This is a genomic window from Citrobacter sp. wls706 (assembly GCF_005281305.1).
In the GTDB taxonomy this organism is placed as follows: domain Bacteria; phylum Pseudomonadota; class Gammaproteobacteria; order Enterobacterales; family Enterobacteriaceae; genus Citrobacter; species Citrobacter werkmanii.
The window spans coordinates 37,242-63,644 of sequence record NZ_SZXG01000039.1 but is presented as its reverse complement, the minus strand read 5'-3'; the positions used below and the strand labels follow the sequence as shown (position 1 = coordinate 63,644).

The following is a 26,403-nucleotide window of genomic DNA, read 5'->3' as shown; positions in this document are numbered from 1 at the left end:
GTAAACCCTCATTGCTTGTTGAGAGAAATATTTAGATTAATTTATATAATTAATAAAATTGTAGAGTTATTTTCATAACCCTGTTCGCATTTAGTAAGATTTTAAAAAGTTATTGATTACCTATAAATTTATTACACAAGTCACGAATATATTTTATTTGAGCCAGCGCATGTTCTTTTTCCTGCGCCAGTCGCGCATCAATCATGTCAGCGTCGGGTAGCGGCGTATAACTTGCATCGCGCCATGGGATCCAGGGATTATCACCTTCATCATCGAAACGAAATGCCGGAGCATAATATTCAACTTCTTCTTCCAGACCAAAAGCATGTACTTGTGGTTTATCTTCACCTAAGAGTAATAATGCCTTGAGCATCTCCTCCATGGGTAAGTCGCCGTATCCTGAACGACAAGCCTCATGCCCCCAGCCTTTACCTTCTTTAATAATTTTAGCGTCTTTAATATGTACCTGAGTGATCCAAGGAGACATGACCTCTAACGCAGAAAGCGGCTGCTCATTAGCGTTAATCATGTTGCCAAAATCAAACAGAATAGAGAGATTCTTCATCCCACTATTCTTAACCAGCGTCACCAGTTCATGACCTTGCAGATCTTCATGCTGTTCGATGGTAAAGCTTAGGCCGCAGTCATCATGCTGAGACAACCACGCAATATCATTAGCGATCTTCGCCATAACATCGTTGAGATGCCCTTCATAGCGCGGGTAGAAACGAACTGACGTTGCGCCAGTTGCCATGGCAATACGGATCGCATCCGTCAATGTCGCCTGGTCCGATGCGCTGGTTTCAATATGCACATCCAAATTATATTTTTTGGCCTTTTCTTTAAAATCGTGTAACTGCCGATCGTTTAGTTTCTGCAGTGACTGGGACTCGCCATCCTCAACATGTATTTTTACACCTTTTAATTTTTGCTGATATGCAATATCCAGAAGATCGCCAGGGAGGACTCTCTCATAGCGCATATTCAGATGAAAGGCATAAGCATGTAGGTACAGCGGTATATTTCTCGCGCGTTCAGCGAGAAGTTCCTGGTTATATTTTCCCATAGTTTTCTCATTCATCACGAATAACAAGTTCCACTGATTCAAGTCGCCAGTATTCAAAATCAACCTGAACCACTTTTTTGTCTCGGGTTGCCCGATGTTTTTCTACTAAAATTCCATAAGTATTTGGCGCAACGCCCAGTTCTTTGCAGGCCACTTCCGGCATATTGACCGGTTTAAAAATCATCTCTTTGATATTTAAAACATGACCGAACGCATCTTCCCAGACGCTGGCAAAAGACTGATTGCCAAGTTTGTTTATGAATCCCGGTGCAACATCGGCATCAATATAGGATTCATGGTAAAACACTTTATGTGAATCAAGACCACACCAGCCGGTAACTAAATAACGATCGCCGGAGGAGAGAAAAACATCATCAACATGGTGCGGAACCGTCTCAATCGTTTCCTTGGTCAAATAATCCCAAAAAGGTTTACGCCCTTGGGCACAGGCCTCGGCATTGAAGCTGGAAAGTGATTTCGGGTTATAAATGAATCGCTTCGATGAAATAAACCACCCGCTACGGTTCTTGCGGAAAATACGTGCATCAATCTCCAGCTCGATCAGAACCTGACGTAAGGTCATGCGCTTTGCATCCAGCAGCTCACATAGCTCTCTCTCCGAAGGCAATTTGGAGCCCGCTGGCAAATTATTCTCGTTTAACCAGCTTTCAAAGCGCTCTCTGAGCACATCAACATTGTTTTTCTTTTTCATCTCATTCAATCTGGTTTAAACCAATTTGAAGCTAAGATATTTGAGTGCACGAAATACTCAAGTTTTTTTTCAACGCAGCGTTTCTTTTTGTGGGCCAGGTATCAAGAATGGCCTGGACACATGGCGCGACAGGCAGGTTTTAGTACGTGAGGAGATGAACCATGAGGAAGATAAATCAGGTGTCGCCACCTGATTTAATGGCAAGCTAAAGGTGAGAGTTATTTGCCCCACAAACGGCGGGAATTATCTTCGATCTTACCGCTTAAACGGCGCTTTTGCATCGTTCTGGTCCAGCTCTTCGATAACCCGGCAGCCGACAGTAAACGGTGATACTGCGAGTCATCAAACGGCATATGCCAGGCAATGGCAATCGCCTCGCGCACGCTGACATCGCTCACGCGTGACGCCAGGATCAACGGCGCGTCTGCCGACACCTGACCGGGAGCGATGACGCTACACAGCCAGCCCGTCTTGCCCGCATCCTGCATCTGGCTGGCCATATCGCTGATGCCAAAATGGAAATTCAGCTTAAAGCACGGCGAGCGCGGCTGTGTGACCTGAATCAGCGCGTCTCCCCACTGGAAAATGTCGCCAATATACACATTCTCTTCTGTCAGCCCCTCAGTGGAGAGGTTTTCGCCAAAAGCGGGGGCAACAAATAACTCCGCCTGCTCCGGAAACTCTTGTCTCCAGTGCTGATAGTGTTCACGCGGATAATGGCACAGCGCGCGATCCGGCCCGCCATGAATTTTCGTTTCCGCCTGTTCATCCCCCGTCAGGCCAAGCTCGGTCAGCATCAGCTCACCATCGACCTGAACTTTAGCAATCGCGCTGGGACGACTTCCCGTATAGTCCCGAATCTTGCCTGTAAAAACATCGACCGGATATCGCATCTGTTCCCTCTCCCGATAAATTTCCCCCATTACACCATATTTATTTTATCCCAGTCGCTCAAAATGAGAGCACGGTTCACATGAAACTTAAGGACACATGCTATCAATGTAATCTGGTTTTGAAACATCATTTCAAATAAGGAGTCGACTACGTGACTGGTCAATCGCAATTTGCTGGCGTCTGGTGCCCTTCCATTACGCCAATGGACAATGACGGCAAGATCGATCTCAACGGTCTGAGCCAGCATCTTAAACGCCTTACCGAGGCCAAAATCGACGTGATTTTGCTGATGGGCAGCATCGGGGAGTTTGCTTCCTTTACGCTCGAAGAACGACTGCTGCTGATCCGTGAAGCCCGGGCCATGAGCTCGCTGAAGATGGTCGCCAACGTCTCATCCACCTGCCAGAATGATGTTCTGTTGATGGCGCAGGAAGCGTATCGCGCAGGTTATGATGCCGTGATGATCCTGCCGCCTTATTACTACGGACAAACGGCGAAACAGCTGCTGAGTTACTTCCGCCAGTTGGGACAGAAACTCAGCGGTAAATGGTTTGCCTATAATTTCCCGGCGCGTACCGGCTGTGATTTAACGCCGGAGCTGGTTGCCACTCTCGCTGCCGAGTTCCCAAATTTCGCAGGCATCAAAGATACCGTCGACTGTCAGTCACATACCCGCAGCATGATTCAGACAACGCGCGCCGTGCGGGAAGATTTTGCCGTACTGTCCGGTTATGACGAATACTACATTCCTAACCTGCTGGCAGGCGGGGCGGGGATTATTTCAGGGTTGAACAACGTTATGCCGGAACTGTTTGTCAGTGCGCGGGAGGCGTTTAAGCAGGGCGATCTGGCGACGCTTCGCGATATTCAGGACCAGATTGGCACCTACATGTCCATCTACGCCATTGGCGAAGATTTTGTCACCACCATCAAAACCGTGGTATCGCGTAAGTTTGGCTACTGCACCGGTGTGTCACGTAATGCTGGCGGAGAGTTGAATGAGGGGGAATGTCGGACTATTGATGAGGTGTTCGTCGTCAAAGGTTAACTGACTAAGCCGGATGGCGCAGACCATCCGGCAAAAGAGGCTTACTTCACGGTACCACGAAGATCAATTTCCGCGGCCCTGGCTTTGACCTTTTTCGACCAGATGGACGTGATAATCGGTACCAGAATGGAGGTCACAATCACCGAGGTCGCCACCAGAGAGGTTGCCGCTGGCGCCATCGGTTTAAATGCCGGAACCATTTCAGCAATCAGTACCGGCGTGGCAACCGCCGCACCCGCTGAGCTGGAAGCGGCAATCCCCGCTGTTCCATCGCCGCCGCCAATCAGTTTATCAGCGATAATCAATGGGATCCCGGTGATGATAATCACCGCCACGCCCAACAGAATCCCCAGCACGCCGGTCTGCGCAATCACGCTCAAATCAATGGTGTTACCCAGCGCGAAGGCGAAGAACGGGATCAGAGTCTGCACAGCTTTGCTGAAGAACTCCCGCAGTTCAGGGTCCAGATTACCCAGCGCAAAACCAATCAGGAAGGGTAATACGGCCCCCACAAACACGTGTGGTTCAAACGAAGCAATCCCCGCGGTACCCAGAATCACCATGGTCATCAGCGGGCCTGATTCCAGAGACATCAGGACAAATGCCCCGGCCTCTTCTTTGGTGCCATACTGCTGCATAATCGAGGCGTACAGCCCACCGTTGGTCATATCCATGGCGGCCACCAGCGCCAACGTGGACAACCCGGCGAAGAACCCGACTTCCACACCGTGTTCCGGCAGGATGCGTGAGGCAATCGCCGCTACCACCCACGCCACCAGAATTTTGGTGATGACCAGCGTGCCTGATTTACGCAGCACGGTGCCGGTTGCGCTTAGCTTAATCGACGCGCCCATACAAAAGAACCAGACCGCCAGAATAGGCACCGTACCGGTGATCATACCGTTGGTAAATGAGCCGAAATATTTCCCGGCGCCGGGTGAAAAGGTGTGACATAACGCGCCGAGGAAAAGCGGCACCAGCATCATCCCGCCAGGGATTCTCTCTATCGTTCGTTTGATCTGCATTTCCATCACCTGTAGACATAAAAATGGGGCAATTTTTATGGGCGATTGCATCTTACTTTTGAGATGCGCCCGTCTTGATGAACAGAAGATAGACATTCAGAGGAATTATAAAAGTGATCCCACCCGCACAATAAAACATTGTTTCAATTTAAATGGATCAATGTTCCCATGTTGATTTTGATCACAAAAAAGCCCCCACAAGCAGCGCTTGCAGGGGCATTATTTAAGCGTAGAACTTATTTTTTAGCGGCGAAACGCGCAGCAGCTTCATCCCAGTTCACCACGTTCCAGAACTCTTTAATGTAGTCCGGACGGCGGTTCTGGAATTTCAGGTAGTAAGCGTGTTCCCACACATCCAGACCGATGATCGGGAAGCCGGAAGCGCCAGAAATTGCTTCACCCATCAACGGGGAATCCTGGTTAGCGGTGGAAACGACAGCCAGTTTGTCACCTTGCAGCACCAGCCACGCCCAGCCGGAACCAAAGCGGGTGGCTGCTGCTTTTTCGAATTCAGCTTTGAAGTTGTCAACAGAGCCGAAGTCGCGTTCGATAGCCGCTTTCAGCTCGCCCTGCAGCGTAGTGCCGGTTTTCAGGCCTTTCCAGAACAGGCTGTGGTTAGCGTGGCCGCCTGCGTTGTTGCGCAGTACGGTTTTCTTGTCCGCTGGCAGTTGATCCAGTTTGGTGATCAGCTCTTCAGCCGACAGGCTGGCGAATTCAGGCAGACTTTCCAGCGCAGCGTTGGCGTTGTTTACGTAAGTCTGGTGGTGTTTGGTATGGTGAATTTCCATCGTCTGCTTATCGAAGTGCGGTTCAAGGGCATCATAAGCGTACGGCAGGGATGGCAGTGTATAACTCATAATCATCTCCAGTGTTGTCGGGCGGCCAGTGTTAACGCCGCGTAAGCAGTTGGGTCATTATAGTTAATTAAATGATATTGAAAATGATTATCAATGCCGTACTTTTTACAAGGTTTTAATCATTCAGTCTATTGCAAAAGTTGTGAACCGAATCACCCACTTAACGTGATGATTGCCAACATGCGTAAAATGGCGGCAAGCGTTAAAAGGTTAACACCTTGCGTAATTTTTAAACTCGTTAGGTCGGAGGGGTCATTACCGACGATAAAAAATAACGAGGATTAAGTCATGAGTAACGCGATTACGATGGGTATCTTTTGGCATTTGATAGGCGCAGCCAGTGCCGCCTGTTTCTATGCCCCGTTCAAGCAGGTCAAACATTGGTCATGGGAAACGATGTGGTCGGTGGGCGGGATCGTCTCCTGGCTTATCCTTCCGTGGACTATCAGCGCTATGTTACTTCCCAATTTCTGGGCCTATTTCAGCTCCTTCAGCCTTTCCACACTGGCCCCGGTATTTCTTTTCGGTGCGATGTGGGGGATTGGCAACATTAACTATGGCCTGACTATGCGTTATCTCGGTATGTCGATGGGTATCGGCATTGCGATAGGTATTACGCTGATTGTCGGCACACTGATGACCCCGATTATCAACGGCAACTTTGACGTGCTGATCAACACCTCCGGCGGACGCATGACGCTGCTTGGCGTACTGGTCGCACTGATTGGCGTGGGCATTGTTACCCGTGCGGGTCAATTAAAAGAACGCAAAATGGGCATAAAAGCCGAAGAGTTTAATCTGAAAAAAGGGTTAGTTCTGGCGGTCATGTGCGGCATTTTCTCTGCAGGGATGTCATTTGCGATGAACGCCGCGAAACCGATGCACGATGCCGCCGCCGCATTGGGTGTGGACCCGCTGTATGTCGCCCTGCCCAGCTATGTGGTTATCATGGGCGGTGGTGCGCTGGTCAACCTGGGTTTTTGCTTCATTCGTCTGGCAAAAGTGAAGAACTTGTCGATAAAAGCCGACTTCTCGCTAGCTAAACCGCTGATCATCAGCAACGTGCTGCTCTCCGCGCTCGGTGGCTTGATGTGGTATCTGCAATTTTTCTTCTACGCCTGGGGCCACGCGCGTATTCCGGCACAGTATGACTATGTAAGCTGGATGCTGCACATGAGTTTTTATGTCCTGTGCGGTGGGATTGTTGGTCTGGTATTGAAAGAGTGGAAGAATGCGGGTCGCCGTCCGGTCAGCGTACTGAGCCTCGGCTGCGTGGTGATTATCGTCGCGGCAAACATTGTTGGTCTGGGAATGGCCAGCTAAGCATGCTGGGTACTGAGATGACGCCACTGGCTCGGCGTCATCCCGGTTTCCCGCGTAAACACCACCGAAAAGTAGTTACTGTCCTCAAAGCCGCAGCGCATGGAAATCTCACTAATCATTAACCGGCTATGCTTGAGCAGATATTGAGCATGGCAGACCCGTACCTGGCGGAGATACTGATTGATGGTCATCCCGGTCTGGCTACGAAACTGCTGGCGCAAAACGCGCTCGCTGCACTGTTCGCGCTCGCAAAATTTATCCAGTTCGAAAGCATGCTCATGGCTCCCGGCTAACGCGGTAATGAGTTTATCCAACAGCGTTTCACTCGACGTTGCCGGGAGCGTATCTGTGGCATAACGATGGCGTTTAAGGAGTGTCACCAGTTGCCCGAATAGCAGTTCCGCCATGCTAAAAGCCTGCGCATCGCGTTGATTACTTTCATGCTCAAGCTGGCTTATCACCTGCCGGGCCTGCGTCATGCCAACGCTGCCGAGTCGCCAGTGCGGCTGCCGCGGCGTACCGTTAAATCCGGGGATCGCCCCTTCCCAGTCAACATTCAGCGTCAACCGCTCCGGGCAGTAGATGATATTTTGCAACACAAGGTCGTTTACGGAAGTGTAGGAATGTTTGTCTTCGGCGCGAATGTAAAACAGATCGCCACGGGTTATTCGGTATGGACGATCGTTAAGGACATGCAGACCATTGCCGCGCCAGACCAGGACCAGCTCGCAAAATTCATGGGTATGCTCCGCAAAGACATCCTGCGGATAGCGGTCAGCCACGGCAACAGCCTGCTGCTCATGCGCAAAAAAATCTGATTTCAGAAGGATTAGCTGATTCGCCACCGCATTACCTCAACCTGGACACTTGCCGGATAAGGCGCAGCCGCCATCCGGCATGAAAGGGTATGATTATCAGCAAACGGGCGGTAAAAAACGTTGATAGCTTTCGCGTTACTGCAGGCTGCTTCCCGCCATGAGATCGCGCCCCTGGCGAATATCGCGTGGCGACCACTCGAACTCACGGCGAAAAAGCGTCGAAAAGTGATTACTGTCGCCGAAACCGCAGAGATACGCGATATCGGTCACGCTGTCATCACTGTGGCGAAGCAGATGTCTCGCTTTAATAAGCCGCAGACGGTTAAGGTAGCGCTGGGGCGTCAATCCCGTTTGTTGTTTAAGCTGGCGGTGCAGTGTGCGCAAAGAGAGCGAAAACTTCTCGGCCAGCGCCTCCCAACACACCTCGTCAGCAAAGTTATCTTCCAGCCACGCCATCAGAAGGTTAAGCCGCGCGTCGTTATCGGTTGCCGCTGCCATCAGGCTGCTTTTACGCAACACGACCAGTAGCTGCATAAACAGAATTTCACGATTTGCTGCCGTTGGCGTATCCATCCCGTCACCAAGCGCTTCCATTTGCCCCACCAACTGTCGGACCTGCTGTAATACCCCCTGGTTTACCCGCCAATGGGATGGATACTGCCCATTCTGTTCCTGAGGTAAAAGCTGATTCAGCCCGGCTAAAAATTGAAACGCATCCGGGGATCGATACAAGACATTGGTCAGACACAAATTGTCCGTATGCTCATATAAATGCCGGTCATGATCGCGGACGAAACACACCGTACCACCGCTGATGGTGTAAGGCTGTCCGTTGAACACATGGATTCCCGTACCATGCTCAACCACCACAATTTCATGAAAATCATGATGATGTTCAGGAAATGCGGGTTGAGGAAGCCGTGGTTCAATAGCCACTGGCGCTTTACCTGTCGGAAAAAAGTCTACGCAATACAGTACAGTCATGACGGCTCCCCCTGTTTAGCGAATATGGCTGAATAGTAATTAAGGGTTACTACCCTCACCTTAAATTTTTGACGCCAAAGTGCGTAAACACGGTCAATTCTTCAAGATACGGCGGGAAAGATCGGGAATTGCGGAAGGCGTCACATCTGCCCGAATCCGCCCGATTAGTAAAAACTGTGAACATCATCACGTTCACCTTTGCCATGTTGCCAGCCGCTAATTGTGCCTGTCACTGTTGAGAAGGTAGGCCTTATTCGGGGTTCTTAGACTGAGTGCAATAAAACTCAGAAGGACCTCGCTATGACTTTTCGCCATTGTGTCGCTGTCGATCTCGGCGCATCCAGCGGGCGCGTAATGCTGGCGCGTTACGACAGTGAACACCGCACCCTGACGCTGCGTGAAATCCACCGCTTCACTAACTGCCTGCAAAAAACGGACGGTTTTGATACCTGGGACATCGACAGCCTGGAAAACGACATTCGTCTGGGTCTGAAGAAAGTCTGCGATGAAGGCATTCGGATAGACAGCATCGGCATTGATACCTGGGGGGTGGATTACGTGCTGGTCGATAACGCCGGTCAGCGCGTCGGTCTACCGGTTTCTTACCGTGACAACCGCACGACGGGCATTATGTCGCAGGCGATGAAGCAGCCGGGTAAAAACGAGATTTACCGTCGGAGCGGTATTCAGTTTCTGCCCTTTAACACCTTGTATCAGTTGCGCGCGCTGGTTGAACAGCAACCAGAACTGATTCCGCAGGTAGCGCATGCCCTGCTGATCCCCGACTACTTCAGCTTTCGCCTGACCGGTGAAATGAACTGGGAATACACCAATGCCACCACCACCCAGTTAGTCAATATCAATACCGACGACTGGGATGACACGCTGCTGGCGTGGACCGGGGCAGACAAAGCCTGGTTTGGTCGCCCGACGCATCCGGGGAACGTCATTGGCCACTGGATTTGCCCGCAGAAAAATCAAATTCCGGTCGTGGCGGTTGCCAGTCACGACACGGCCAGCGCGGTCATTGCTTCGCCGCTCGCCGATAAAAACAGCGCGTATCTCTCTTCCGGCACCTGGTCGCTGATGGGGTTTGAAAGCAGAACACCGTATACCAACGATGCGGCGTTGGCGGCGAATATCACCAACGAAGGCGGCGCGGAAGGGCGCTACCGGGTACTGAAAAATATCATGGGACTATGGCTGCTCCAGCGCGTATTAAAAGAGCGCCAGATCGACGATCTGCCAACGCTTATCGCCGAAACGCAAGCGCTGCCAGCCTGCCAGTTCCTGATAAACCCGAACGACGATCGCTTTATCAACCCCGACGATATGAGTGCGGAAATTCAGGCGGCCTGTCGTGAATCTGGCCAACCTGTTCCACTGCAAAACGCCGAACTGGCGCGCTGCATCTTCGACAGCCTGGCGCTGCTGTATGCCGACATTCTGCAAGAGTTGGCAGACCTGCGTGGCGCAGCGTTTAGCCAGTTGCACATTGTTGGTGGCGGTTGCCAGAACGCGTTACTGAATCAGCTGTGCGCGGATGCCTGCGGTATTCGCGTTATGTCCGGGCCGATTGAAGCCTCCACGCTCGGCAACATCGGCATCCAGTTGATGACGCTGGACGAGCTTAACAACGTCGATGATTTCCGTCAGGTAGTGCGCGCCAACTACGACCTGACCACCTTCATTCCCAATCCGGAAAGTGAAATTGCCCGCTACCAGGCGCAGTTTCAATCACTACGACAGACAAAGGAGCTTTGCGCATGACCACTCAACTTGAACAAGCCTGGGAACTGGCAAAACTGCGTTTCGCCGCGGTAGGTATTGATGTCGAGGCGGCCTTACGCCAGCTCGATCGTCTGCCGGTCTCCATGCACTGCTGGCAAGGCGATGACGTCGCCGGTTTCGAAAACCCGGAAGGCTCGCTCACTGGCGGAATTCAGGCTACCGGTAATTATCCGGGCAAAGCGCGCAACGCGACCGAACTGCGTGCCGATCTGGAGCAGGCGCTGAGCCTGATACCGGGACCAAAACGTCTGAACCTGCATGCGATCTATCTGGAATCCGATACGCCGGTTGCCCGCGACCAAATCAAACCGGAACACTTCAAAAACTGGGTTGAATGGGCGAAAGCAAACCAGTTAGGGTTGGATTTCAATCCGTCCTGCTTCTCTCACCCACTGAGCGCCGACGGCTTCACGCTGGCCCACGCCGATGACCACATTCGCCAGTTCTGGATCGATCACTGCAAAGCCAGCCGTCGCGTCTCGGCGTATTTTGGCGAGCAGTTGGGTACACCGTCGGTGATGAACATCTGGATCCCGGACGGTATGAAAGATATCACCGTTGACCGTTTAGCGCCGCGCCAGCGCCTGCTGGAAGCACTGGACGAAGTGATCAGCGAGAAACTCGACCCGGCGCACCATATCGATGCCGTTGAGAGCAAGCTGTTTGGCATCGGTGCCGAAAGCTACACCGTCGGCTCCAACGAGTTCTATATGGGCTACGCCACCAGCCGCCAGACCGCGCTGTGCCTGGATGCGGGTCACTTCCATCCGACTGAAGTGATTTCCGACAAAATCTCCGCCGCCATGCTGTATGTACCGCGCCTGCTGCTGCACGTCAGCCGTCCGGTGCGCTGGGACAGCGATCACGTGGTGCTGCTGGATGATGAAACTCAGGCGATTGCCAGCGAGATCGTCCGCCACAACCTGTTTGACCGCGTACACATCGGTCTCGACTTCTTCGACGCCTCTATTAACCGCATCGCCGCGTGGGTTATCGGCACCCGCAATATGAAAAAAGCCCTGCTGCGCGCGTTGTTAGAACCAACCGAGCAACTACGTCAGCTCGAAGCCAGCGGCGACTACACCGCACGTCTGGCGCTGCTGGAAGAGCAAAAATCACTGCCATGGCAGGCCGTTTGGGAAATGTATTGCCAGCGCCACGACACGCCAGCGGGCAGCCAGTGGCTGGACAGCGTTCGCGCTTATGAAAAAGAGATCCTGAGCAAACGTAGCTGATTGCGACACCTGATCTGTAGGCCGGATACGACGCCTCGCGTCGCCATCCGGCAGTAAATGAAACATGATTGCCGGATGGCGCTGCGCTTATCCGGCCTACGTAAGACCCGATAACGTTCGGGCAATAAACAGGAACACCGAAGATGCAAAACATTACTACTTCCTGGTTCGTCCAGGGGATGATCAAAGCCACTTCTGATGCGTGGCTAAAAGGCTGGGACGAGCGTAACGGCGGCAACCTGACGCTGCGCCTGGATGAAGCAGACATCGCACCATTTAGCGCCGACTTTCACGAAAAACCGCGCTATATTGCGCTGAGTCAGCCTATGCCGTTGCTGGCGAATACGTCCTTTATCGTCACCGGCTCGGGTAAATTTTTCCGTAACGTTCAGCTCGATCCGGCGGCAAATTTAGGCGTAGTGAAAGTGGACAGCGACGGCGCGGGCTATCACATCCTTTGGGGCCTGACCCACGAAGCGGTACCAACCTCCGAATTGCCGGCTCACTTCCTCTCTCACTGCGAACGTATTAAAGCGACGAACGGCAAAGATCGCGTGATCATGCACTGTCACGCCACCAACCTGATCGCCCTGACCTATGTGCTGGAAAACGACACCGCGCTAATGACGCGCAAACTGTGGGAAGGCAGCACCGAGTGCCTGGTGGTGTTCCCGGATGGCGTCGGCATTTTGCCGTGGATGGTGCCGGGTACGGATGAAATCGGCCAGGCGACCGCGCAGGAAATGCAGAAGTATTCGCTTGTTCTTTGGCCGTTCCATGGCGTGTTCGGCAGCGGCCCCTCCCTCGATGAAGCATTCGGTCTGATCGACACCGCAGAGAAATCAGCAGAAGTTTTAGTCAAAATCTATTCGATGGGCGGTATGAAGCAGACCATCACGCGTGAAGAACTGGTCGCACTCGGCAAACGTTTTGGTGTGACTCCACTGGCAAGCGCACTAGCATTATAAGGAGAATAGTGATGAGCTTTATGTTGGCACTACCCAAAATTAGCCTGCATGGCGCTGGAGCGATTGCCGATATGGTGAACCTCGTGGCGAATAAGCAATGGGGCAAAGCGCTGATCGTTACCGATGGTCAACTGGTAAAGCTGGGCCTACTGGATAGCCTGTTTAGCGCGCTGGATGAACATCAAATGTCTTACCACCTGTTTGATGAGGTGTTTCCAAACCCGACAGAAGAGCTGGTGCAGAAAGGTTTTGCGGCGTATCAGAGCGCAGAATGTGACTACATTATCGCCTTCGGTGGCGGCAGCCCGATCGATACCGCTAAAGCGGTGAAAATCCTGACCGCCAACCCAGGTCCTTCTACCGCATACTCCGGCGTGGGCAAAGTGAAAAATGCCGGCGTTCCGCTGGTCGCCATCAATACCACCGCCGGTACAGCTGCAGAAATGACCAGCAATGCGGTGATTATAGACTCTGCTCGCAAGGTTAAAGAGGTGATCATCGACCCGAACATCATCCCGGATATCGCCGTGGATGATGCCAGCGTGATGCTGGAAATCCCGGCTTCCGTTACCGCCGCAACCGGTATGGACGCCCTGACGCACGCGGTGGAAGCCTATGTTTCCGTCGGCGCGCATCCACTCACTGACGCCAACGCGCTGGAAGCGATTCGCTTAATCAATCTGTGGCTACCGAAAGCGGTTGACGATGGTCATAACCTCGAAGCCCGTGAACAAATGGCATTTGGTCAGTATCTGGCGGGTATGGCATTTAACAGCGCCGGTCTTGGTCTGGTACATGCGCTGGCGCACCAGCCGGGCGCAACCCACAACCTGCCGCACGGCGTCTGCAATGCCATCCTGCTGCCAGTAATCGAAAACTTTAACCGCCCAAACGCCGAGGCTCGCTTTGCCCGCGTGGCGCAGGCGATGGGCGTCGATACCCGCGGCATGAGCGATAAAGCGGCAAGCATGGAAGCCATTAACGCCATTCGCGCCCTGAGCAAGCGGGTAGGTATTCCAGCCGGTTTCAGCCAGCTTGGCGTGACCAAAGAAGATATTGAAGGCTGGTTGGATAAAGCATTGGCCGATCCGTGTGCGCCATGTAACCCACGCACCGCCAGTCGCGATGAAGTCCGCGAGCTGTATCTGGAGGCGTTATGATCCGCAAAGCGTTTGTGATGCAGGTGAATGCCGACGCGCACGTTGAGTACCAGCGTCGTCATAATCCCATTTGGCCTGAGCTGGCAGCCGTATTAAAAGAGCACGGCGCACATCACTACGCGATTTATCTTGATCAGGAGCGTAATCTGCTGTTCGCCACCGTTGAGATTGAGTCCGAGGAGCGCTGGAATGCCGTTGCCAGCACCGACGTTTGCCAGCGTTGGTGGAAACATATGCGTGACGTAATGTCAGCCAACCCGGACAACAGCCCGCTCAGCGCAGAGCTAAAAGAGGTGTTCTATCTGTGGCGCAAGCTTACCGGGCACACGGTTTTATTTTTTGTAGGCCGGATAAGCGATAGCGCCATCCGGCAATTTCAATTCTGCTCAGAAACCAGAATCGCCTGGGTGTCAGGCTCCAGTGCTTTAAAGATATGCGCCCGATCGGCGGGGTAACAAATGTAGTCGCCCTCACCTAACTCTTCCGGCGCTTCCGTCAATCCCACCATCGCCTTACCTTGCGTCACGATAATATGTTCAACCGATCCCGGTGGATGCGGCTGTGAAATACGATCCGCGCCCGGTTGCGTCAGCAGCAGATAGATATCCCGCCGCGCGCCCGGTGGGCAGGCGGCCAGTAAAATGGCCTGATAGTGGGCCTGTTCCGCCACGACTTTTGTCCCTTCGCCGCGGCGAATCACCTGCGTTTTTTGCTCTTGCGGCTCCAGCAGGCGCGCAAAAGGGATATCCAACGCCACACACAGCGACCACAGCGTTTCCAGGCTAGGGTTGCCATTACCCGCTTCCAACTGTGAGAGCGTCGATTTTGCAATCCCCGCGCGGCGGGCAATCTCTGCCAGTGACAAACCAGTGCGCTGACGTTCACGCACCAGGCTTTTCGCGATCATACTGATGGGCTGGGTCATTCACGACTCCATGTTTTTTATATCGAACGAATCGTTCGACTTGTAAAGCTAAATGGTTGCGTTCATTATAATGGAAATTCGTTCGATATGGCTAAAATGGTATGAAACATTATTTTTCCTGTCTCAAAGGCGACACGCTGAAAGCAATATTTCTCGTCTGTCTGGCCGTCGGCGTTGTCGGCATGTCATATGGCTCGCTGGCGATGGCCTATGGCTTCCCGCTGTGGGTACCGTTTGTGCTTTCTATTACGGTGCTGGCGGGCGCATCCGAGTTTATGTTTATCGGCATCGTCGCCAGCGGCGGTAACCCACTGGCGGCTGCGGCTGCCGGTTTACTGGTGAACGCCCGACACGTACCTTTTGGCGTTACGGTGCGTGACCTGGTGGGCTCTCGTGCCGCCAGCCTCCTCGGCTGCCATATCATGAACGACGAAAGCGTGGTGTTTGGCCTGTCGCAAAAAACGCCGGAACAGCGTAAAGCCGCCTACTGGCTATGCGGTCTGGGCGTCGCCCTATTCTGGCCGATTGGCACGCTGATTGGCGCAGGTGTCGGCAAACTGCTCCCGGCCCCAGAAACCATCGGTCTGGATGCCGTTTTCCCTGCCATTTTGTTGGCCTTAGTGGTCCCGGCCTTTAAAAACCGCACCACGCTAATCCGCGCCTGTAGCGGTGCCGCGCTGTCGCTTGCCGCCATTCCCTTTGCGCCGGTGGGTTTACCGGTTCTGCTCTCACTGTTTGGCTTACTGACGAGGAAAAAATAATGGGCAACATGACGCTGTTTATCGTTGGTATCGCCATGTTATCTCTGGGAACGTATTTAATGCGTTTAGGGGGAGCGAAGCTTGGGAGCCGTTTAGCGTTTTCAGAACGCTCGCAGGCGCTGCTTTCTGATGCCGCAACGGTATTGCTGTTCTCCGTCGCGCTGGCGACTACTTTTTATGAAGGTGAACACTTTGCTGGAATGGCGCGCGTTCTTGGGGTTGGCTTCGCGGTCTTTCTCGCCTGGCGTAAAATGCCGTTGATCGTGGTAATCATTGCCGCGGCCGTGGTGACGGCGCTGTTGAGGATGGCGGGAATACACTAATAATATAACTACCCTGACGAAATATTCATCAGGGTAATCGCCTGTAGCATTGTGTGTTTTACCCCACAAAACCACGCGCTAACTCGGCCTCAAAATGTCACTGCACGCTGACATATTGCCGCTCATCTCTTCATCGCCTCACCGTTAAAATCGTATGAAACAGGTTTTAACGGAGTCTCACCATGGCAGCCCTTACAGCTAACTGCATTGACCTGAATATTCAGGGAAATAGCGTTTATTCCATCCTCAAACAGCTGGCGAATATCGCTTTTGATAACGGCTACGTCAGCGATCGTCATCAGTTTTTGCAAACGCTGCTACTGCGCGAAAAACTGCACTCCACCGGCTTTGGTTCGGGCATTGCCGTCCCGCACGGCAAAAGCGCCTGTGTTAAGCAGCCTTTCGTCCTGTTCGCGCGTAAATCAGAAAACGTCGACTGGAAAGCCAGCGACGGCGAAGACGTCAACTGCTGGATTTGCCTCGGCGTGCCGCAAACCGGTGAGGATGATCAGGTCAAAATCATCGGTACCCTGTGCCGCAAAATTATCCATCAGGATTTCATCAACCAGCTGAAACAGGGCGACGTCGGTCAGGTGCTTGCCCTGCTCAATCAGACCTTAACCTCATAAGGAAGCGGCTATGGAGTCATCCTTGCGTTTAGTGGCGATCACCAACTGTCCTGCGGGAATCGCCCACACCTATATGGTGGCGGAAGCACTGGAGCAAAAAGCGCGTTCGCTCGGCCATACCATTAAAGTCGAAACCCAGGGTTCAAGCGGCGTGGAAAACCGTCTGACCAGTGAAGAGATTGCCGCCGCGGATTACGTGATTCTGGCAACAGGACGCGGCTTAAGCGGTGAAGACCGCGCGCGCTTCGCCGGGAAAAAGGTCTATGAAATCGCCATTTCTCAGGCGCTGAAAAATATCGACCAGATTTTTACGCAGTTGCCTTCACATTCGCAGCTGTTTACCGCCGATAGCGGCGTAAAGCTGGGCAAACAGGATGTGCAGCAGGGTAGCGTGATGAGTCACCTGATGGCGGGCGTCTCCGCCGCGCTGCCGTTTGTTATCGGCGGCGGTATTCTGGTCGCCATCGCCAATATGCTAGTGCAGTTCGGTTTGCCCTATACCGACATGTCAAAGGGCGCGCCGTCGTTTACCTGGATCGTCGAATCCATCGGCTATCTGGGCTTCACCTTTATGATCCCCATAATGGGCGCGTACATCGCCTGGTCTATTGCCGATAAACCGGCGTTCGCCCCGGCGTTCCTCGTGTGCTATCTGGCGAACGATAAAGGGCTACTGGGGACGCAATCCGGCGCGGGATTTCTCGGCGCGGTCGTGCTGGGGCTGGCAATCGGCTACTTCGTCTTGTGGTTTCGCAAGGTGCGCCTCGGCAAAGCGCTCCAGCCGCTACTCGGCTCGATGCTGATCCCGTTTGTCACACTGCTGGTGTTTGGCGTACTGACTTATTACGTCATCGGCCCGGTGATGTCCGATATCATGGGCGGTCTGCTGCATTTCCTGAACACCATTCCGCCATCAATGAAAATGGGCGCAGCCTTTCTCGTCGGCGCGATGCTGGCGTTCGATATGGGCGGGCCAATCAACAAAACCGCGTGGTTCTTCTGTTTCTCGCTGCTGGAAAAACATATCTATGACTGGTACGCCATCGTCGGCGTGGTGGCGCTGATGCCGCCCGTCGCAGCAGGTATCGCTACCTATTTAGCGCCAAAACTGTTTACCCAGCAGGAGAAGGCAGCCGCCAGCAGCGCGATTGTGGTGGGGGCAACCGTCGCCACCGAACCGGCTATTCCTTACGCGCTGGCCGCGCCGCTGCCGATGATTACCGCCAATACGCTCTCCGGCGGTATTACCGGCATGCTGGTGATCGCCTTCGGAATCAAACGGCTCGCGCCGGGGTTAGGTATCTTTGATCCACTGATTGGCCTGATGTCGCCAGTGGGGTCATTTTATCTGGTGCTGGCTATCGGTCTGGCGCTGAACATTTCGTTAATTATCATCCTGAAAGGGTTGTGGCTGAAACGTAAAGCCGCGCAGCAGGAGCTTGCCCATGAACATTGAGTTACTACAGCAGTTATGCGAAGCCAGCGCCGTCAGCGGCGATGAGCAGGAAGTTCGCTCCGTTCTCATTAATGCGCTGGAATCCGGCGTCGATGAAATCACCTTTGACGGCCTCGGCAGTTTTGTCGCCCGCAAAGGTGAGCGCGGGCCGAAAGTGGCCATCGTCGGGCACATGGATGAAGTCGGCTTTATGGTGACGCATATCGACGAGGGCGGTTTTATCCGCTTTACCACCATCGGCGGCTGGTGGAACCAGTCGATGCTTAACCATCGGGTCACTGTTCGCACTCGCGCGGGGGCTAAAATACCCGGCGTGATCGGCTCCGTTGCGCCACATGCCCTCACGGAGAAACAAAAACAGCAGCCGTTCTCTTTTGATGAGATGTTCATTGATATTGGCGCGAACAGCCGTGAAGAGGTAGAAAAACAGGGAGTTGCGGTCGGCGATTTCATCAGTCCGGAGGCCAATTTCGCCCGCTGGGGCGATGATAAAATCGTCGGCAAAGCGCTGGATAACCGCGTCGGCTGCGCCCTGATGGCGGAGCTATTACAGGCAGTGGATAACCCGGAGATCATCCTGTACGGCGTCGGCAGCGTGGAAGAAGAGGTCGGGCTGCGCGGGGCGCAAACCTCGGCGGAGCATATCAAACCCGACGTGGTTATCGTGCTGGATACGGCGGTGGCGGGCGACGTTCCCGGCATTGATAGCATCAAATATCCGCTGAAGCTCGGCGATGGTCCGGGGCTGATGCTGTTTGATAAGCGCTACTTTCCCAATCAGCGACTGGTTGCCGCGTTGAAAGAGAGCGCTAAGCTCAGCGGGGCTCCTTTACAGTTCTGCACCATGAAAACCGGTGCGACGGACGGCGGACGCTATAATGTGATGGGCGGCGGTCGTCCGGTGGCTGCGCTGTGCCTGCCGACCCGCTATCTGCACGCCAATAGCGGTATGATTTCGGCGAAAGATTATGACGCGCTGTTCACTCTGGTCCGCGAGCTGCTGGTCTCGCTGACGGCGGATAACGTTAAAGCCTTCACCGATTTTCGCGAGTCAATCTGATGCTCAGTGAACGCCAGTTGAAAATTGTCGATCTCCTCGAACAGCAGCCGTATTCGTTGGGCGAGTTGGCGCGGCAAACTGGCGTTTCGGGCAGAACCATCCTGCGCGATCTTGACTACCTCAATTTTACGCTCAGCGGTAAGGCCCGCATCCAGCCAGGGGGCAGTGCGGGATATCAGTTGGATATCGTCGACAGGCGCGGTTATTTTCAGCTTCTGCAACGCCATGATAATGATGACCGACTGCTGGCGATATTATTGCTGAACCCTTTTACCCCCCGCCTTCAGCTCGCCTCGACGCTGAATTTACCCGAAACCTGGGTTGCCGACAGGCTGCCGCGTCTCAAACAACGCTATGAGCGCGCCTTTTGTCTTGCCAGCCGCCCAGGCGTCGGTCATTTCATTGATGAACCGGAAGAAAAGCGCATTATCTTGCTGGCGAATCTGCTGAAAAAAGATCCGCTGTTGATTCCGCTGCCGGGTATTACCCGCGACAATATCGACAGGCTCAATGCAGCATGTGAAAACCTTAATGAATTTCCGCTCATCTCGGGAGAGTACCTGGCAAGCCTGGTGCTGGCAGTCTACGCCCTGCGTAATCAGCTCTGCGGATCATGGCCAGAATGTCGGTATGCATCACTGAAAAACGCAGTGGAACAAGGAGGTGTTTACCTGGGTGAGAACGCCTTCAGAACACTGATCGGCCTTCTGGAAATCAGACAACGGCAGGCCATGACCATCTCGACCGGGACGGTGACTTCGTTATTAAAAAGTGTTCCCGGCATCGCCGCGCTGAACGTTATCGATAGCCAACTGGTTGATAATATTACCGGCCACCTGCTGAGATGCGTCTCTGCCCCAGTCTGGGTACCGGAACATCGCCAGAGCAGTATGCATAACCTGAAGTCTACCTGGCCTGCCGCCTTCGATTTAAGTCTGCGTTTTATTGCCCTGTTGCGCGAAAAACTGGATATTCCGCTGTTCGATAGCGATCTCATCGGACTTTACTTCGCCTGTGCGCTGGAGCGGCACCAAAACGAGCGTCAGCCGATCATTTTGTTATCCGACCAGAATGCTATCGCCACTGTTAACCAACAGGCCATTGAGAGAGACGTACTGAATTGTCGGGTGATCATTGCGCGAAATACGAGTGAGGTCAGCGCCATCAGTGAAGAAATCACCCCGCTGTTAATCATCAATAATAGCCACTATCTGCTTGATGAATCTCTAAAAAATACATTAACTATCAAAAACATTATCACCGCGGCGGGTACCGAGCAGATAAAACACTTCCTCGCAACGGCCTTTATACGCCAGCAGCCCGAACGATTCTTTTTACAGCAGGGCAGTTTTCATTACGCCAATACGAGTGGCGAAAGCTGGCAGAGCATCATTGGCCGGATCTGCGGCCAGCTTGTGGCACAGGGCCACATCACCGAGGACGAAGCGCTACGCATTTGCGCCCGGGAACATGAAGGTGAAAACCTGATAGTGAATCGTCTGGCGATTCCTCACTGCTGGAGTGAACAGGAGCGTCGCTTTCGTGGTTTCTTTATCACCCTCGCGCAACCTATTTTGGTGAATAACGAACCGGTCAGCCATGTGCTGATCGCCTGTGCCGCTGCCGAAGCGCGACATGAACTAAAAATCTTCAGTTATTTATCCAGCGTGTTGAGCAGCCACCCGGCAGAGATTATTGCAGGGTTGAAAGACTATAAAGCGTTTATCGCATTGCTCGGGCAGTGAATGCCGGAAATGAAAAAAGCGCCTCAAAGGCGCTCTTTCTACAGTACTGAGGTATCTTATTTCAGCAGTTCAGCGGTCATGTGCACGCGGTTACCGGTGTAAGCCTGGGTGATTTTATAATCGCTGGCGCCTGCACGTTCAGCCTGAGCGGCAATGTTTGCTTCAGCGCTTTCCAGCGTAGAACCGGTTGCGGTAACTGTCTGAGCAGCGAAAGAACCGAAAGAAGTAGCCAGAGCGATAACTGCGACAAAAGTTTTGATGCTTTTCATGATATAAACCCTTTAACTTAGTTGTTTGAGTAAGGCACCGTGCCTTGATGTGATAAATAATAGGCTGATACTCGAACAACTAAAAGCGGAAGGATTTGCCTGTCTTATTCAAATTATTTGAGAAATAAAATGGCGCTTAATCACGAACAACACTGGTTCGCAGGTAGCAGAAGAAAAGCGCAACCGACGGGAAGTTGGTTACTGCGTCAGGGTGAACCACAAAGTAAAATTCATCTTTTACATCATGGCGTTGCACGTGCGGTGTATCACGCAGACAGTGGCGTTGAAAGGGTTAAAGAGTTCTACTTTGCCGGGGAATACTGCTTTTTGTACCTGAACTGGCTAACCAACACGCCTGCTGATTACAGTCTGCAAATGATCGCCGCTGGCGAAACCAGTGAAATACCGCTGGCGTTGCTGGATGCGCCGGAAAATCAGGATATTAAGACCCAGCTACTGGTCCAGCAGTTGATCTATAAAGAGAAAAAAGAACAAATGCTGCTGTTCAATACCCCAGAGCAACGCTACCGGTATGTACAAACGCACTTCCCGGACTGGGAGTCACAGCTCACTCAGCGCGATCTCGCCAACTATATCGGCATTACTCCCGTTAGCCTGTCGCGTATTCGCCAGCGTCTTAACAAAGGTTAACGCCATACGTTGATGCGTCGATTATTGTCCCGTCACTCTTCAATTGTTGGCGCACATTATGAACGCATTTCTCCTCTCTCAGATTCTGGCTGGTATCAGCTTTTTGCTGGATATTTCCGCTTTTCATTTTCAACGCCGGGCCATCACCTTATCTCTGCTCACCACCTCCACTTCCCTGCTCGCTATCCATTTCTCCCTTTTGGATCAAGATGCTGCCGCAGGGCTAATGATCATCGCCGCGTGCCGCTATGCGACGGCCATCGTCACGTTTCATCGCTGGGCTATGTGGGGATTTATGCTGGGGTCGCTGATGTGTAGCGTTTATCTTTGGCAAAATCTGTCGAGTATTTTGCCGCTGATGGGAAGCCTGCTGATGACCTTTGCGTCGTTTCAAAAACGCAGCGGGAAATTACGCGGATACACATTGTGCGGCAGCCTGTGTTGGCTACTGAACAATGTGATTGTCGGCTCGCCCGTTGCCGTAATAATGGAACTGGCATTTTCAGGCAGTATCCTGGCCGCCTGGTGGCGTCACTTCGCGATCAGACGCTCCGGATGCGTATAGATCGTCGCCCTGCCTGGTTTGCAAAAACCCACCAGCGTCAGGTTACAGCGCTCGGCAACTTCCACAGCGAGCGTTGTCGCCGCAGAAACAGCAAACAGGATCTCCACGCCGCACATTGCCGACTTCTGCACCATCTCATAGCTGGCGCGGCTGGAGACTAATACCGCACCCTGTTGCCAGGTTTCCCCTTCGAGCGCCCGACGCCCCAGCAGTTTATCCAGCGCGACATGACGCCCAACGTCTTCATGTCCGCCCGCCAGATGACCTGCAGGCTGCACCCATGCCGCCGCGTGCGTGCAGCCTGTCAGTTGACCCACGGGTTGAAAATCATTGAGATGTCGTAAAGCGTTATCAAGATTCGCCAGATCGAATGTCTGGGTAAACGGCAGCGGCTGGACCGGCTTGCCAATATCATTGAGCTGCTCCACGCCGCAAACACCACAACCGGTGCGCCCGGCCAACGCGCGACGACGTTCCTTCAATCCCATAAAACGACGGCTGGACAGCTCAACCTGAACTTCTAATCCGTTGCAGGAAGGAACCACGTCCATCCCGTAAATATCCTGCGGGGACTCAATAATGCCTTCAGAAAGTGAAAAACCCATCGCGAAATGCTCAAGATCTTTCGGTGACGCCATCATCACCACGTGTGAAATTCCGTTATAGACCAGCGCAACAGGCACTTCTTCAGCGACTTCATCAGGCTGAGGATGTTGTAAATCCTCGCGCTTCCAGAGAGTCAATTGGCGCGATCCTGTCATAGATGTCACATTCTTAATGTTTTCTTGAATAATCTTATTCACTTTCTTTTAACCATATTGGAACACGCGTACCAACATTGTGGTATTCTTTACAAATCCCTCCTGGACGGAGGGAAATTCACCCAATTCTGGACCTTTGCGGTCCCGTCCGCAAAGAAAAATAACAACCACTTCCCACGCGTTGGCATGGCAGAAATGCGAAGGGAACGTGACAATGTCGAAACAAGGAGCAAACCATGCAGGTCAGCAGAAGGCAGTTCTTTAAGATCTGCGCTGGCGGTATGGCAGGCACCACGGCAGCGGCACTGGGCTTTGCACCCGGCGTAGCGCTCGCGGAAACACGGCAATATAAACTGCTGCGCACCCGCGAAACCCGTAACACCTGCACCTACTGTTCCGTTGGCTGTGGACTGTTGATGTACAGCCTCGGTGACGGAGCAAAAAACGCCAAAGCATCCATCTTCCATATTGAAGGGGACCCGGATCACCCGGTGAACCGCGGCGCGCTGTGCCCGAAAGGCGCAGGTCTTGTGGACTTCATCCACTCTGAAAGCCGTTTGAAATTCCCGGAATACCGCGCACCAGGCTCAGATAAGTGGCAGCAAATTAGCTGGGATGAGGCATTCGACCGCATCGCTAAGCTGATGAAAGAGGACCGCGACGCTAACTACGTTGCACAAAACGCCGACGGCGTAACCGTTAACCGCTGGCTTTCCACCGGGATGCTGTGTGCATCCGCTTCCAGTAACGAAACCGGCTATTTGACGCAAAAATTCTCCCGCGCGCTGGGTATGCTCGCGGTCGACAACCAGGCGCGTGTCTGACACGGACCAACGGTAGCAAGTCTTGCTCCAACATTTGGTCGCGGTGCGATGACCAACCACTGGGTCGACATTAAAAACGCCAACCTCGTTGTGGTGATGGGCGGTAACGCCGCTGAAGCTCACCCGGTCGGGTTCCGCTGGGCGATGGAAGCGAAAATTCACAACGGCGCTAAGCTGATTGTCATCGATCCTCGCTTTACGCGAACCGCAGCGGTGGCTGATTTCTATGCCCCAATTCGTTCCGGTACTGACATTGCCTTCCTGTCAGGCGTCATGCTGTACCTGCTGAATAACGAAAAATTCAACCGCGAATATACCGAGGCCTATACCAACGCCAGCCTGATCGTGCGCGAGGATTTTGGCTTCGAAGATGGCCTGTTTACCGGCTACGACGCGGACAAACGCAAGTATGACAAAACCAGTTGGAACTATGAGCTGGATGAAAACGGCTTCGCCAAACGCGATGTGACTCTGCAACATCCACGCTGTGTATGGAACCTGCTCAAACAGCACGTCTCCCGCTATACACCGGAGGTCGTAGAGAATATCTGCGGTACGCCGAAGGCCGATTTCCTGAAGGTCTGTGAATACATCGCAGAAACCAGCGCGAAAGACAAAACCGCATCATTCCTGTACGCGCTGGGCTGGACGCAGCACTCCGTTGGTGCGCAGAACATCCGTACGATGGCGATGATCCAGTTGCTCCTCGGCAACATGGGCATGGCCGGCGGCGGTGTTAACGCCCTGCGTGGTCACTCCAACATTCAGGGACTGACCGACCTTGGTCTGCTGTCACAGAGTCTGCCGGGTTATCTGACGCTGCCAAGCGAAAAACAGACCGACCTGCAAACCTACCTTGCCACCAACACGCCAAAACCATTGCTGGAAGGTCAGGTAAACTACTGGGGCAACTACCCGAAATTCTTCGTTTCGATGATGAAAGCCTTCTTTGGCGATAAAGCGACAGCAGAAAATAGCTGGGGCTTCGACTGGCTGCCGAAGTGGGATAAAGGGTACGACGTCCTGCAGTACTTCGAGATGATGAACCAGGGCAAAGTGAATGGCTATATCTGCCAGGGCTTTAACCCGGTCGCCTCATTCCCGAACAAAAACAAGGTTGTGGCTTCACTGTCCAAACTGAAGTATCTGATCACTATCGACCCGCTCAACACAGAGACCTCCACCTTCTGGCAGAACCATGGTGAGTCGAACGATGTTGATCCGTCAAAAATCCAGACCGAAGTATTCCGTCTGCCGTCCACCTGCTTCGCCGAGGAGAACGGTTCGATCGTCAACTCTGGTCGCTGGCTGCAGTGGCACTGGAAAGGCGCGGATGCCCCAGGGATTGCCGCAACCGATGGCGAAATCCTCGCCGGTATCTTCCTGCGCCTGCGCAAGATGTATGCCGAACAAGGTGGTGCAAACCCGGAACAGGTGCTGAGCATGACCTGGAACTACTCCACACCGCATGAGCCGGCTTCGGAAGAAGTGGCGATGGAGAGTAACGGTAAAGCGCTGGCTGATATTACCGACCCGGCAACCGGCGCGGTAATCGTCAAGAAAGGCCAACAGCTCAGCTCGTTCGCCCAACTGCGCGATGACGGCACGACCTCCAGCGGCTGCTGGATTTTTGCCGGTAGCTGGACGCCGGAAGGCAACATGATGGCGCGTCGCGATAACGCCGACCCGTCGGGCCTTGGCAATACGCTGGGTTGGGCCTGGGCGTGGCCGCTTAACCGCCGCATTCTTTATAACCGTGCTTCCGCAGACCCGCAGGGGAATCCGTGGGATCCGAAACGTCAGATCCTGAAATGGGATGGCGCGAAATGGAGCGGGATGGATATTCCAGACTACAGCGCCGCCGCACCGGGTACTGACGTCGGGCCGTTCATCATGCAGCCGGAAGGGATGGGACGCTTGTTTGCTATCGATAAGATGGCGGAAGGGCCGTTCCCGGAACACTACGAGCCGTTTGAAACGCCGCTCGGCACTAACCCGCTGCACCCGAACGTTATCTCTAACCCTGCCGCGCGTATCTTTAAAGGTGACGCGGAGGCGCTGGGTAAAGCGGATAAATTCCCGTATGTCGGTACAACTTATCGTCTGACCGAGCACTTCCACTACTGGACCAAGCATGCGCTGCTAAACGCCATCGCCCAGCCGGAACAGTTTGTGGAAATTGGCGAGAAGCTGGCGAATAAGCTCGGTATCTCTCATGGTGATACCGTCAAAGTCTCCTCTAACCGCGGCTATATTAAAGCCAAAGCAGTGGTGACCAAACGTATTCGCACGTTGAAGGCCAACGGTAAGGATATCGACACTATCGGTATTCCGATTCACTGGGGCTACGAAGGTGTGGCGAAAAAAGGCTTTATCGCTAACACGTTAACGCCATTCGTTGGTGATGCGAATACGCAGACGCCGGAATTTAAGTCCTTCCTCGTGAACGTGGAAAAGGTGTAACGGAGACGACCTATGGCTTATCAATCGCAAGACATCATTCGTCGATCCGCCACTAACGGTTTCACCCCCGCGCCTCAGGCGCGGGATCAC

At 53.2% G+C, this 26,403-nt stretch carries 26 protein-coding genes and 1 pseudogene (1 of these 27 cut by a window edge); 17 read left to right on the top strand and 10 right to left on the bottom strand.

Features of this window, described 5'->3' with window-relative positions; all coding sequences use genetic code 11:
- Window positions 1-109: 109 nt before the first annotated feature.
- From FDW92_RS19840 to yiiM, 3 genes are all read right to left on the bottom strand, one after another.
- Window positions 110-1,066: a TIM barrel protein gene (locus FDW92_RS19840; RefSeq protein WP_042313589.1), complete on the bottom strand. Its 957-nt coding sequence runs from the start codon at window positions 1,064-1,066 to the stop codon at window positions 110-112.
- Between the two features lie 7 nt (window positions 1,067-1,073).
- Entirely contained in the window at window positions 1,074-1,778 is a 705-nt protein-coding gene (locus tag FDW92_RS19835) for a GntR family transcriptional regulator (protein WP_042313430.1), read from the bottom strand.
- Window positions 1,779-1,996: 218 nt separating this feature from the next.
- Entirely contained in the window at window positions 1,997-2,671 is a 675-nt protein-coding gene (gene yiiM / locus FDW92_RS19830) for a 6-hydroxyaminopurine reductase (RefSeq protein ID WP_042313432.1), read from the bottom strand.
- A gap of 152 nt (window positions 2,672-2,823) precedes the next feature.
- Between yiiM and FDW92_RS19825 the strand changes: the two genes are divergently transcribed.
- Window positions 2,824-3,720 carry a dihydrodipicolinate synthase family protein gene (locus FDW92_RS19825; protein ID WP_042313435.1) on the top strand — a complete coding sequence of 299 codons (897 nt, stop codon included), beginning with the start codon at window positions 2,824-2,826 and terminating at the stop codon, window positions 3,718-3,720.
- A 41-nt stretch (window positions 3,721-3,761) separates the two neighbouring features.
- Here FDW92_RS19825 and kdgT read toward each other — a convergent pair whose 3' ends face one another.
- Window positions 3,762-4,745, bottom strand: coding sequence for a 2-keto-3-deoxygluconate transporter (gene kdgT, locus FDW92_RS19820; RefSeq protein WP_038635946.1), 984 nt, complete (start codon window positions 4,743-4,745; stop codon window positions 3,762-3,764).
- 236 nt (window positions 4,746-4,981) lie between these two features.
- Window positions 4,982-5,602, bottom strand: a complete 621-nt coding sequence (gene sodA / locus FDW92_RS19815; protein WP_042313438.1) for a superoxide dismutase [Mn] — start codon at window positions 5,600-5,602, stop codon at window positions 4,982-4,984.
- Between the two features lie 288 nt (window positions 5,603-5,890).
- On the opposite strand from sodA, the gene rhaT reads away from it, so the two are divergent.
- A complete protein-coding gene (rhaT, locus tag FDW92_RS19810; RefSeq protein WP_042313441.1) occupies window positions 5,891-6,925 on the top strand; it encodes an L-rhamnose/proton symporter RhaT in 1,035 nt (344 codons plus the stop codon).
- Here the strand turns inward: rhaT and rhaR are convergent.
- Together rhaR and rhaS are read right to left on the bottom strand one after the other, a co-directional pair.
- Entirely contained in the window at window positions 6,922-7,770 is an 849-nt protein-coding gene (gene rhaR / locus FDW92_RS19805; RefSeq protein WP_042313444.1) for an HTH-type transcriptional activator RhaR, read from the bottom strand. The two genes, rhaT and rhaR, sit on opposite strands and share 4 nt — an antisense overlap.
- A gap of 108 nt (window positions 7,771-7,878) precedes the next feature.
- The gene (gene rhaS, locus FDW92_RS19800) at window positions 7,879-8,727 is read right to left on the bottom strand and encodes an HTH-type transcriptional activator RhaS (protein WP_137400691.1); all 849 of its coding nucleotides are present in this window, start codon (window positions 8,725-8,727) and stop codon (window positions 7,879-7,881) included.
- Window positions 8,728-9,027: 300 nt separating this feature from the next.
- Between rhaS and rhaB the strand changes: the two genes are divergently transcribed.
- The 5 genes and pseudogenes from rhaB to rhaM form a co-directional block, all read left to right on the top strand.
- Window positions 9,028-10,497 carry a rhamnulokinase gene (gene rhaB / locus FDW92_RS19795; RefSeq protein ID WP_042313453.1) on the top strand — a complete coding sequence of 490 codons (1,470 nt, stop codon included), beginning with the start codon at window positions 9,028-9,030 and terminating at the stop codon, window positions 10,495-10,497.
- Window positions 10,494-11,753 carry an L-rhamnose isomerase gene (gene rhaA / locus FDW92_RS19790; RefSeq protein WP_042313455.1) on the top strand — a complete coding sequence of 420 codons (1,260 nt, stop codon included), beginning with the start codon at window positions 10,494-10,496 and terminating at the stop codon, window positions 11,751-11,753. The genes rhaB and rhaA overlap by 4 nt, the downstream gene beginning before the upstream one ends.
- A 143-nt stretch (window positions 11,754-11,896) precedes the next feature.
- Complete coding sequence (gene rhaD, locus FDW92_RS19785) at window positions 11,897-12,721, top strand: rhamnulose-1-phosphate aldolase (RefSeq protein ID WP_042313461.1); 825 nt, start codon at window positions 11,897-11,899, stop codon at window positions 12,719-12,721.
- Between the two features lie 11 nt (window positions 12,722-12,732).
- On the top strand, window positions 12,733-13,881 hold the full coding sequence (gene fucO, locus FDW92_RS19780; protein WP_042313465.1) for a lactaldehyde reductase: 1,149 nt from the start codon (window positions 12,733-12,735) through the stop codon (window positions 13,879-13,881).
- Window positions 13,878-14,186 (top strand): annotated as a pseudogene (gene rhaM / locus FDW92_RS19775) (L-rhamnose mutarotase); the annotation flags it as partial. The gene fucO and the pseudogene rhaM, both read left to right, overlap by 4 nt.
- Before the next feature lie 71 nt (window positions 14,187-14,257).
- Here the strand turns inward: rhaM and FDW92_RS19770 are convergent.
- Window positions 14,258-14,806: an XRE family transcriptional regulator gene (locus tag FDW92_RS19770; protein ID WP_003825255.1), complete on the bottom strand. Its 549-nt coding sequence runs from the start codon at window positions 14,804-14,806 to the stop codon at window positions 14,258-14,260.
- Window positions 14,807-14,907: 101 nt separating this feature from the next.
- On the opposite strand from FDW92_RS19770, the gene FDW92_RS19765 reads away from it, so the two are divergent.
- From FDW92_RS19765 to FDW92_RS19740, 6 genes are all read left to right on the top strand, one after another.
- On the top strand, window positions 14,908-15,567 hold the full coding sequence (locus FDW92_RS19765) for an AzlC family ABC transporter permease (protein WP_042313471.1): 660 nt from the start codon (window positions 14,908-14,910) through the stop codon (window positions 15,565-15,567).
- Entirely contained in the window at window positions 15,567-15,890 is a 324-nt protein-coding gene (locus FDW92_RS19760; RefSeq protein ID WP_042313473.1) for an AzlD domain-containing protein, read from the top strand. Before FDW92_RS19765 ends, FDW92_RS19760 begins: the two co-directional genes overlap by 1 nt.
- Window positions 15,891-16,072: 182 nt before the next feature.
- Window positions 16,073-16,519 carry a PTS fructose transporter subunit IIA gene (locus tag FDW92_RS19755; RefSeq protein WP_042313475.1) on the top strand — a complete coding sequence of 149 codons (447 nt, stop codon included), beginning with the start codon at window positions 16,073-16,075 and terminating at the stop codon, window positions 16,517-16,519.
- A 10-nt stretch (window positions 16,520-16,529) separates the two neighbouring features.
- Window positions 16,530-17,975 (top strand): PTS fructose-like transporter subunit IIBC, encoded by a 1,446-nt coding sequence (locus FDW92_RS19750; RefSeq protein ID WP_042313477.1) that lies wholly within the window; start codon window positions 16,530-16,532, stop codon window positions 17,973-17,975.
- Window positions 17,965-19,035 (top strand): aminopeptidase, encoded by a 1,071-nt coding sequence (locus tag FDW92_RS19745; protein WP_042313479.1) that lies wholly within the window; start codon window positions 17,965-17,967, stop codon window positions 19,033-19,035. The genes FDW92_RS19750 and FDW92_RS19745 overlap by 11 nt, the downstream gene beginning before the upstream one ends.
- Window positions 19,035-20,780 (top strand): putative frv operon regulatory protein, encoded by a 1,746-nt coding sequence (locus FDW92_RS19740; protein WP_042313482.1) that lies wholly within the window; start codon window positions 19,035-19,037, stop codon window positions 20,778-20,780. Before FDW92_RS19745 ends, FDW92_RS19740 begins: the two co-directional genes overlap by 1 nt.
- 56 nt (window positions 20,781-20,836) lie before the next feature.
- Here FDW92_RS19740 and FDW92_RS19735 read toward each other — a convergent pair whose 3' ends face one another.
- Window positions 20,837-21,049: a DUF1471 domain-containing protein gene (locus FDW92_RS19735; protein ID WP_042313485.1), complete on the bottom strand. Its 213-nt coding sequence runs from the start codon at window positions 21,047-21,049 to the stop codon at window positions 20,837-20,839.
- A gap of 129 nt (window positions 21,050-21,178) precedes the next feature.
- Between FDW92_RS19735 and FDW92_RS19730 the strand changes: the two genes are divergently transcribed.
- A complete protein-coding gene (locus tag FDW92_RS19730) occupies window positions 21,179-21,700 on the top strand; it encodes a Crp/Fnr family transcriptional regulator (RefSeq protein WP_042313486.1) in 522 nt (173 codons plus the stop codon).
- Between the two features lie 58 nt (window positions 21,701-21,758).
- On the top strand, window positions 21,759-22,265 hold the full coding sequence (locus FDW92_RS19725; RefSeq protein WP_042313487.1) for a YgjV family protein: 507 nt from the start codon (window positions 21,759-21,761) through the stop codon (window positions 22,263-22,265).
- Here the strand turns inward: FDW92_RS19725 and fdhD are convergent.
- Complete coding sequence (fdhD, locus tag FDW92_RS19720) at window positions 22,232-23,068, bottom strand: formate dehydrogenase accessory sulfurtransferase FdhD (protein ID WP_072014814.1); 837 nt, start codon at window positions 23,066-23,068, stop codon at window positions 22,232-22,234. The genes FDW92_RS19725 and fdhD overlap by 34 nt on opposite strands.
- Before the next feature lie 194 nt (window positions 23,069-23,262).
- On the opposite strand from fdhD, the gene fdnG reads away from it, so the two are divergent.
- Together fdnG and fdxH are read left to right on the top strand one after the other, a co-directional pair.
- On the top strand, window positions 23,263-26,313 hold the full coding sequence (gene fdnG, locus FDW92_RS19715) for a formate dehydrogenase-N subunit alpha (protein WP_137400690.1): 3,051 nt from the start codon (window positions 23,263-23,265) through the stop codon (window positions 26,311-26,313).
- A 12-nt stretch (window positions 26,314-26,325) separates the two neighbouring features.
- A protein-coding gene (gene fdxH / locus FDW92_RS19710; protein WP_137400689.1) for a formate dehydrogenase subunit beta crosses the window boundary here: on the top strand, window positions 26,326-26,403 show its 5' portion. Its footprint extends 858 nt past the window's final position; only the first 78 of its 936 coding nucleotides appear in the window; the start codon lies at window positions 26,326-26,328; its stop codon lies beyond the right edge, outside the window.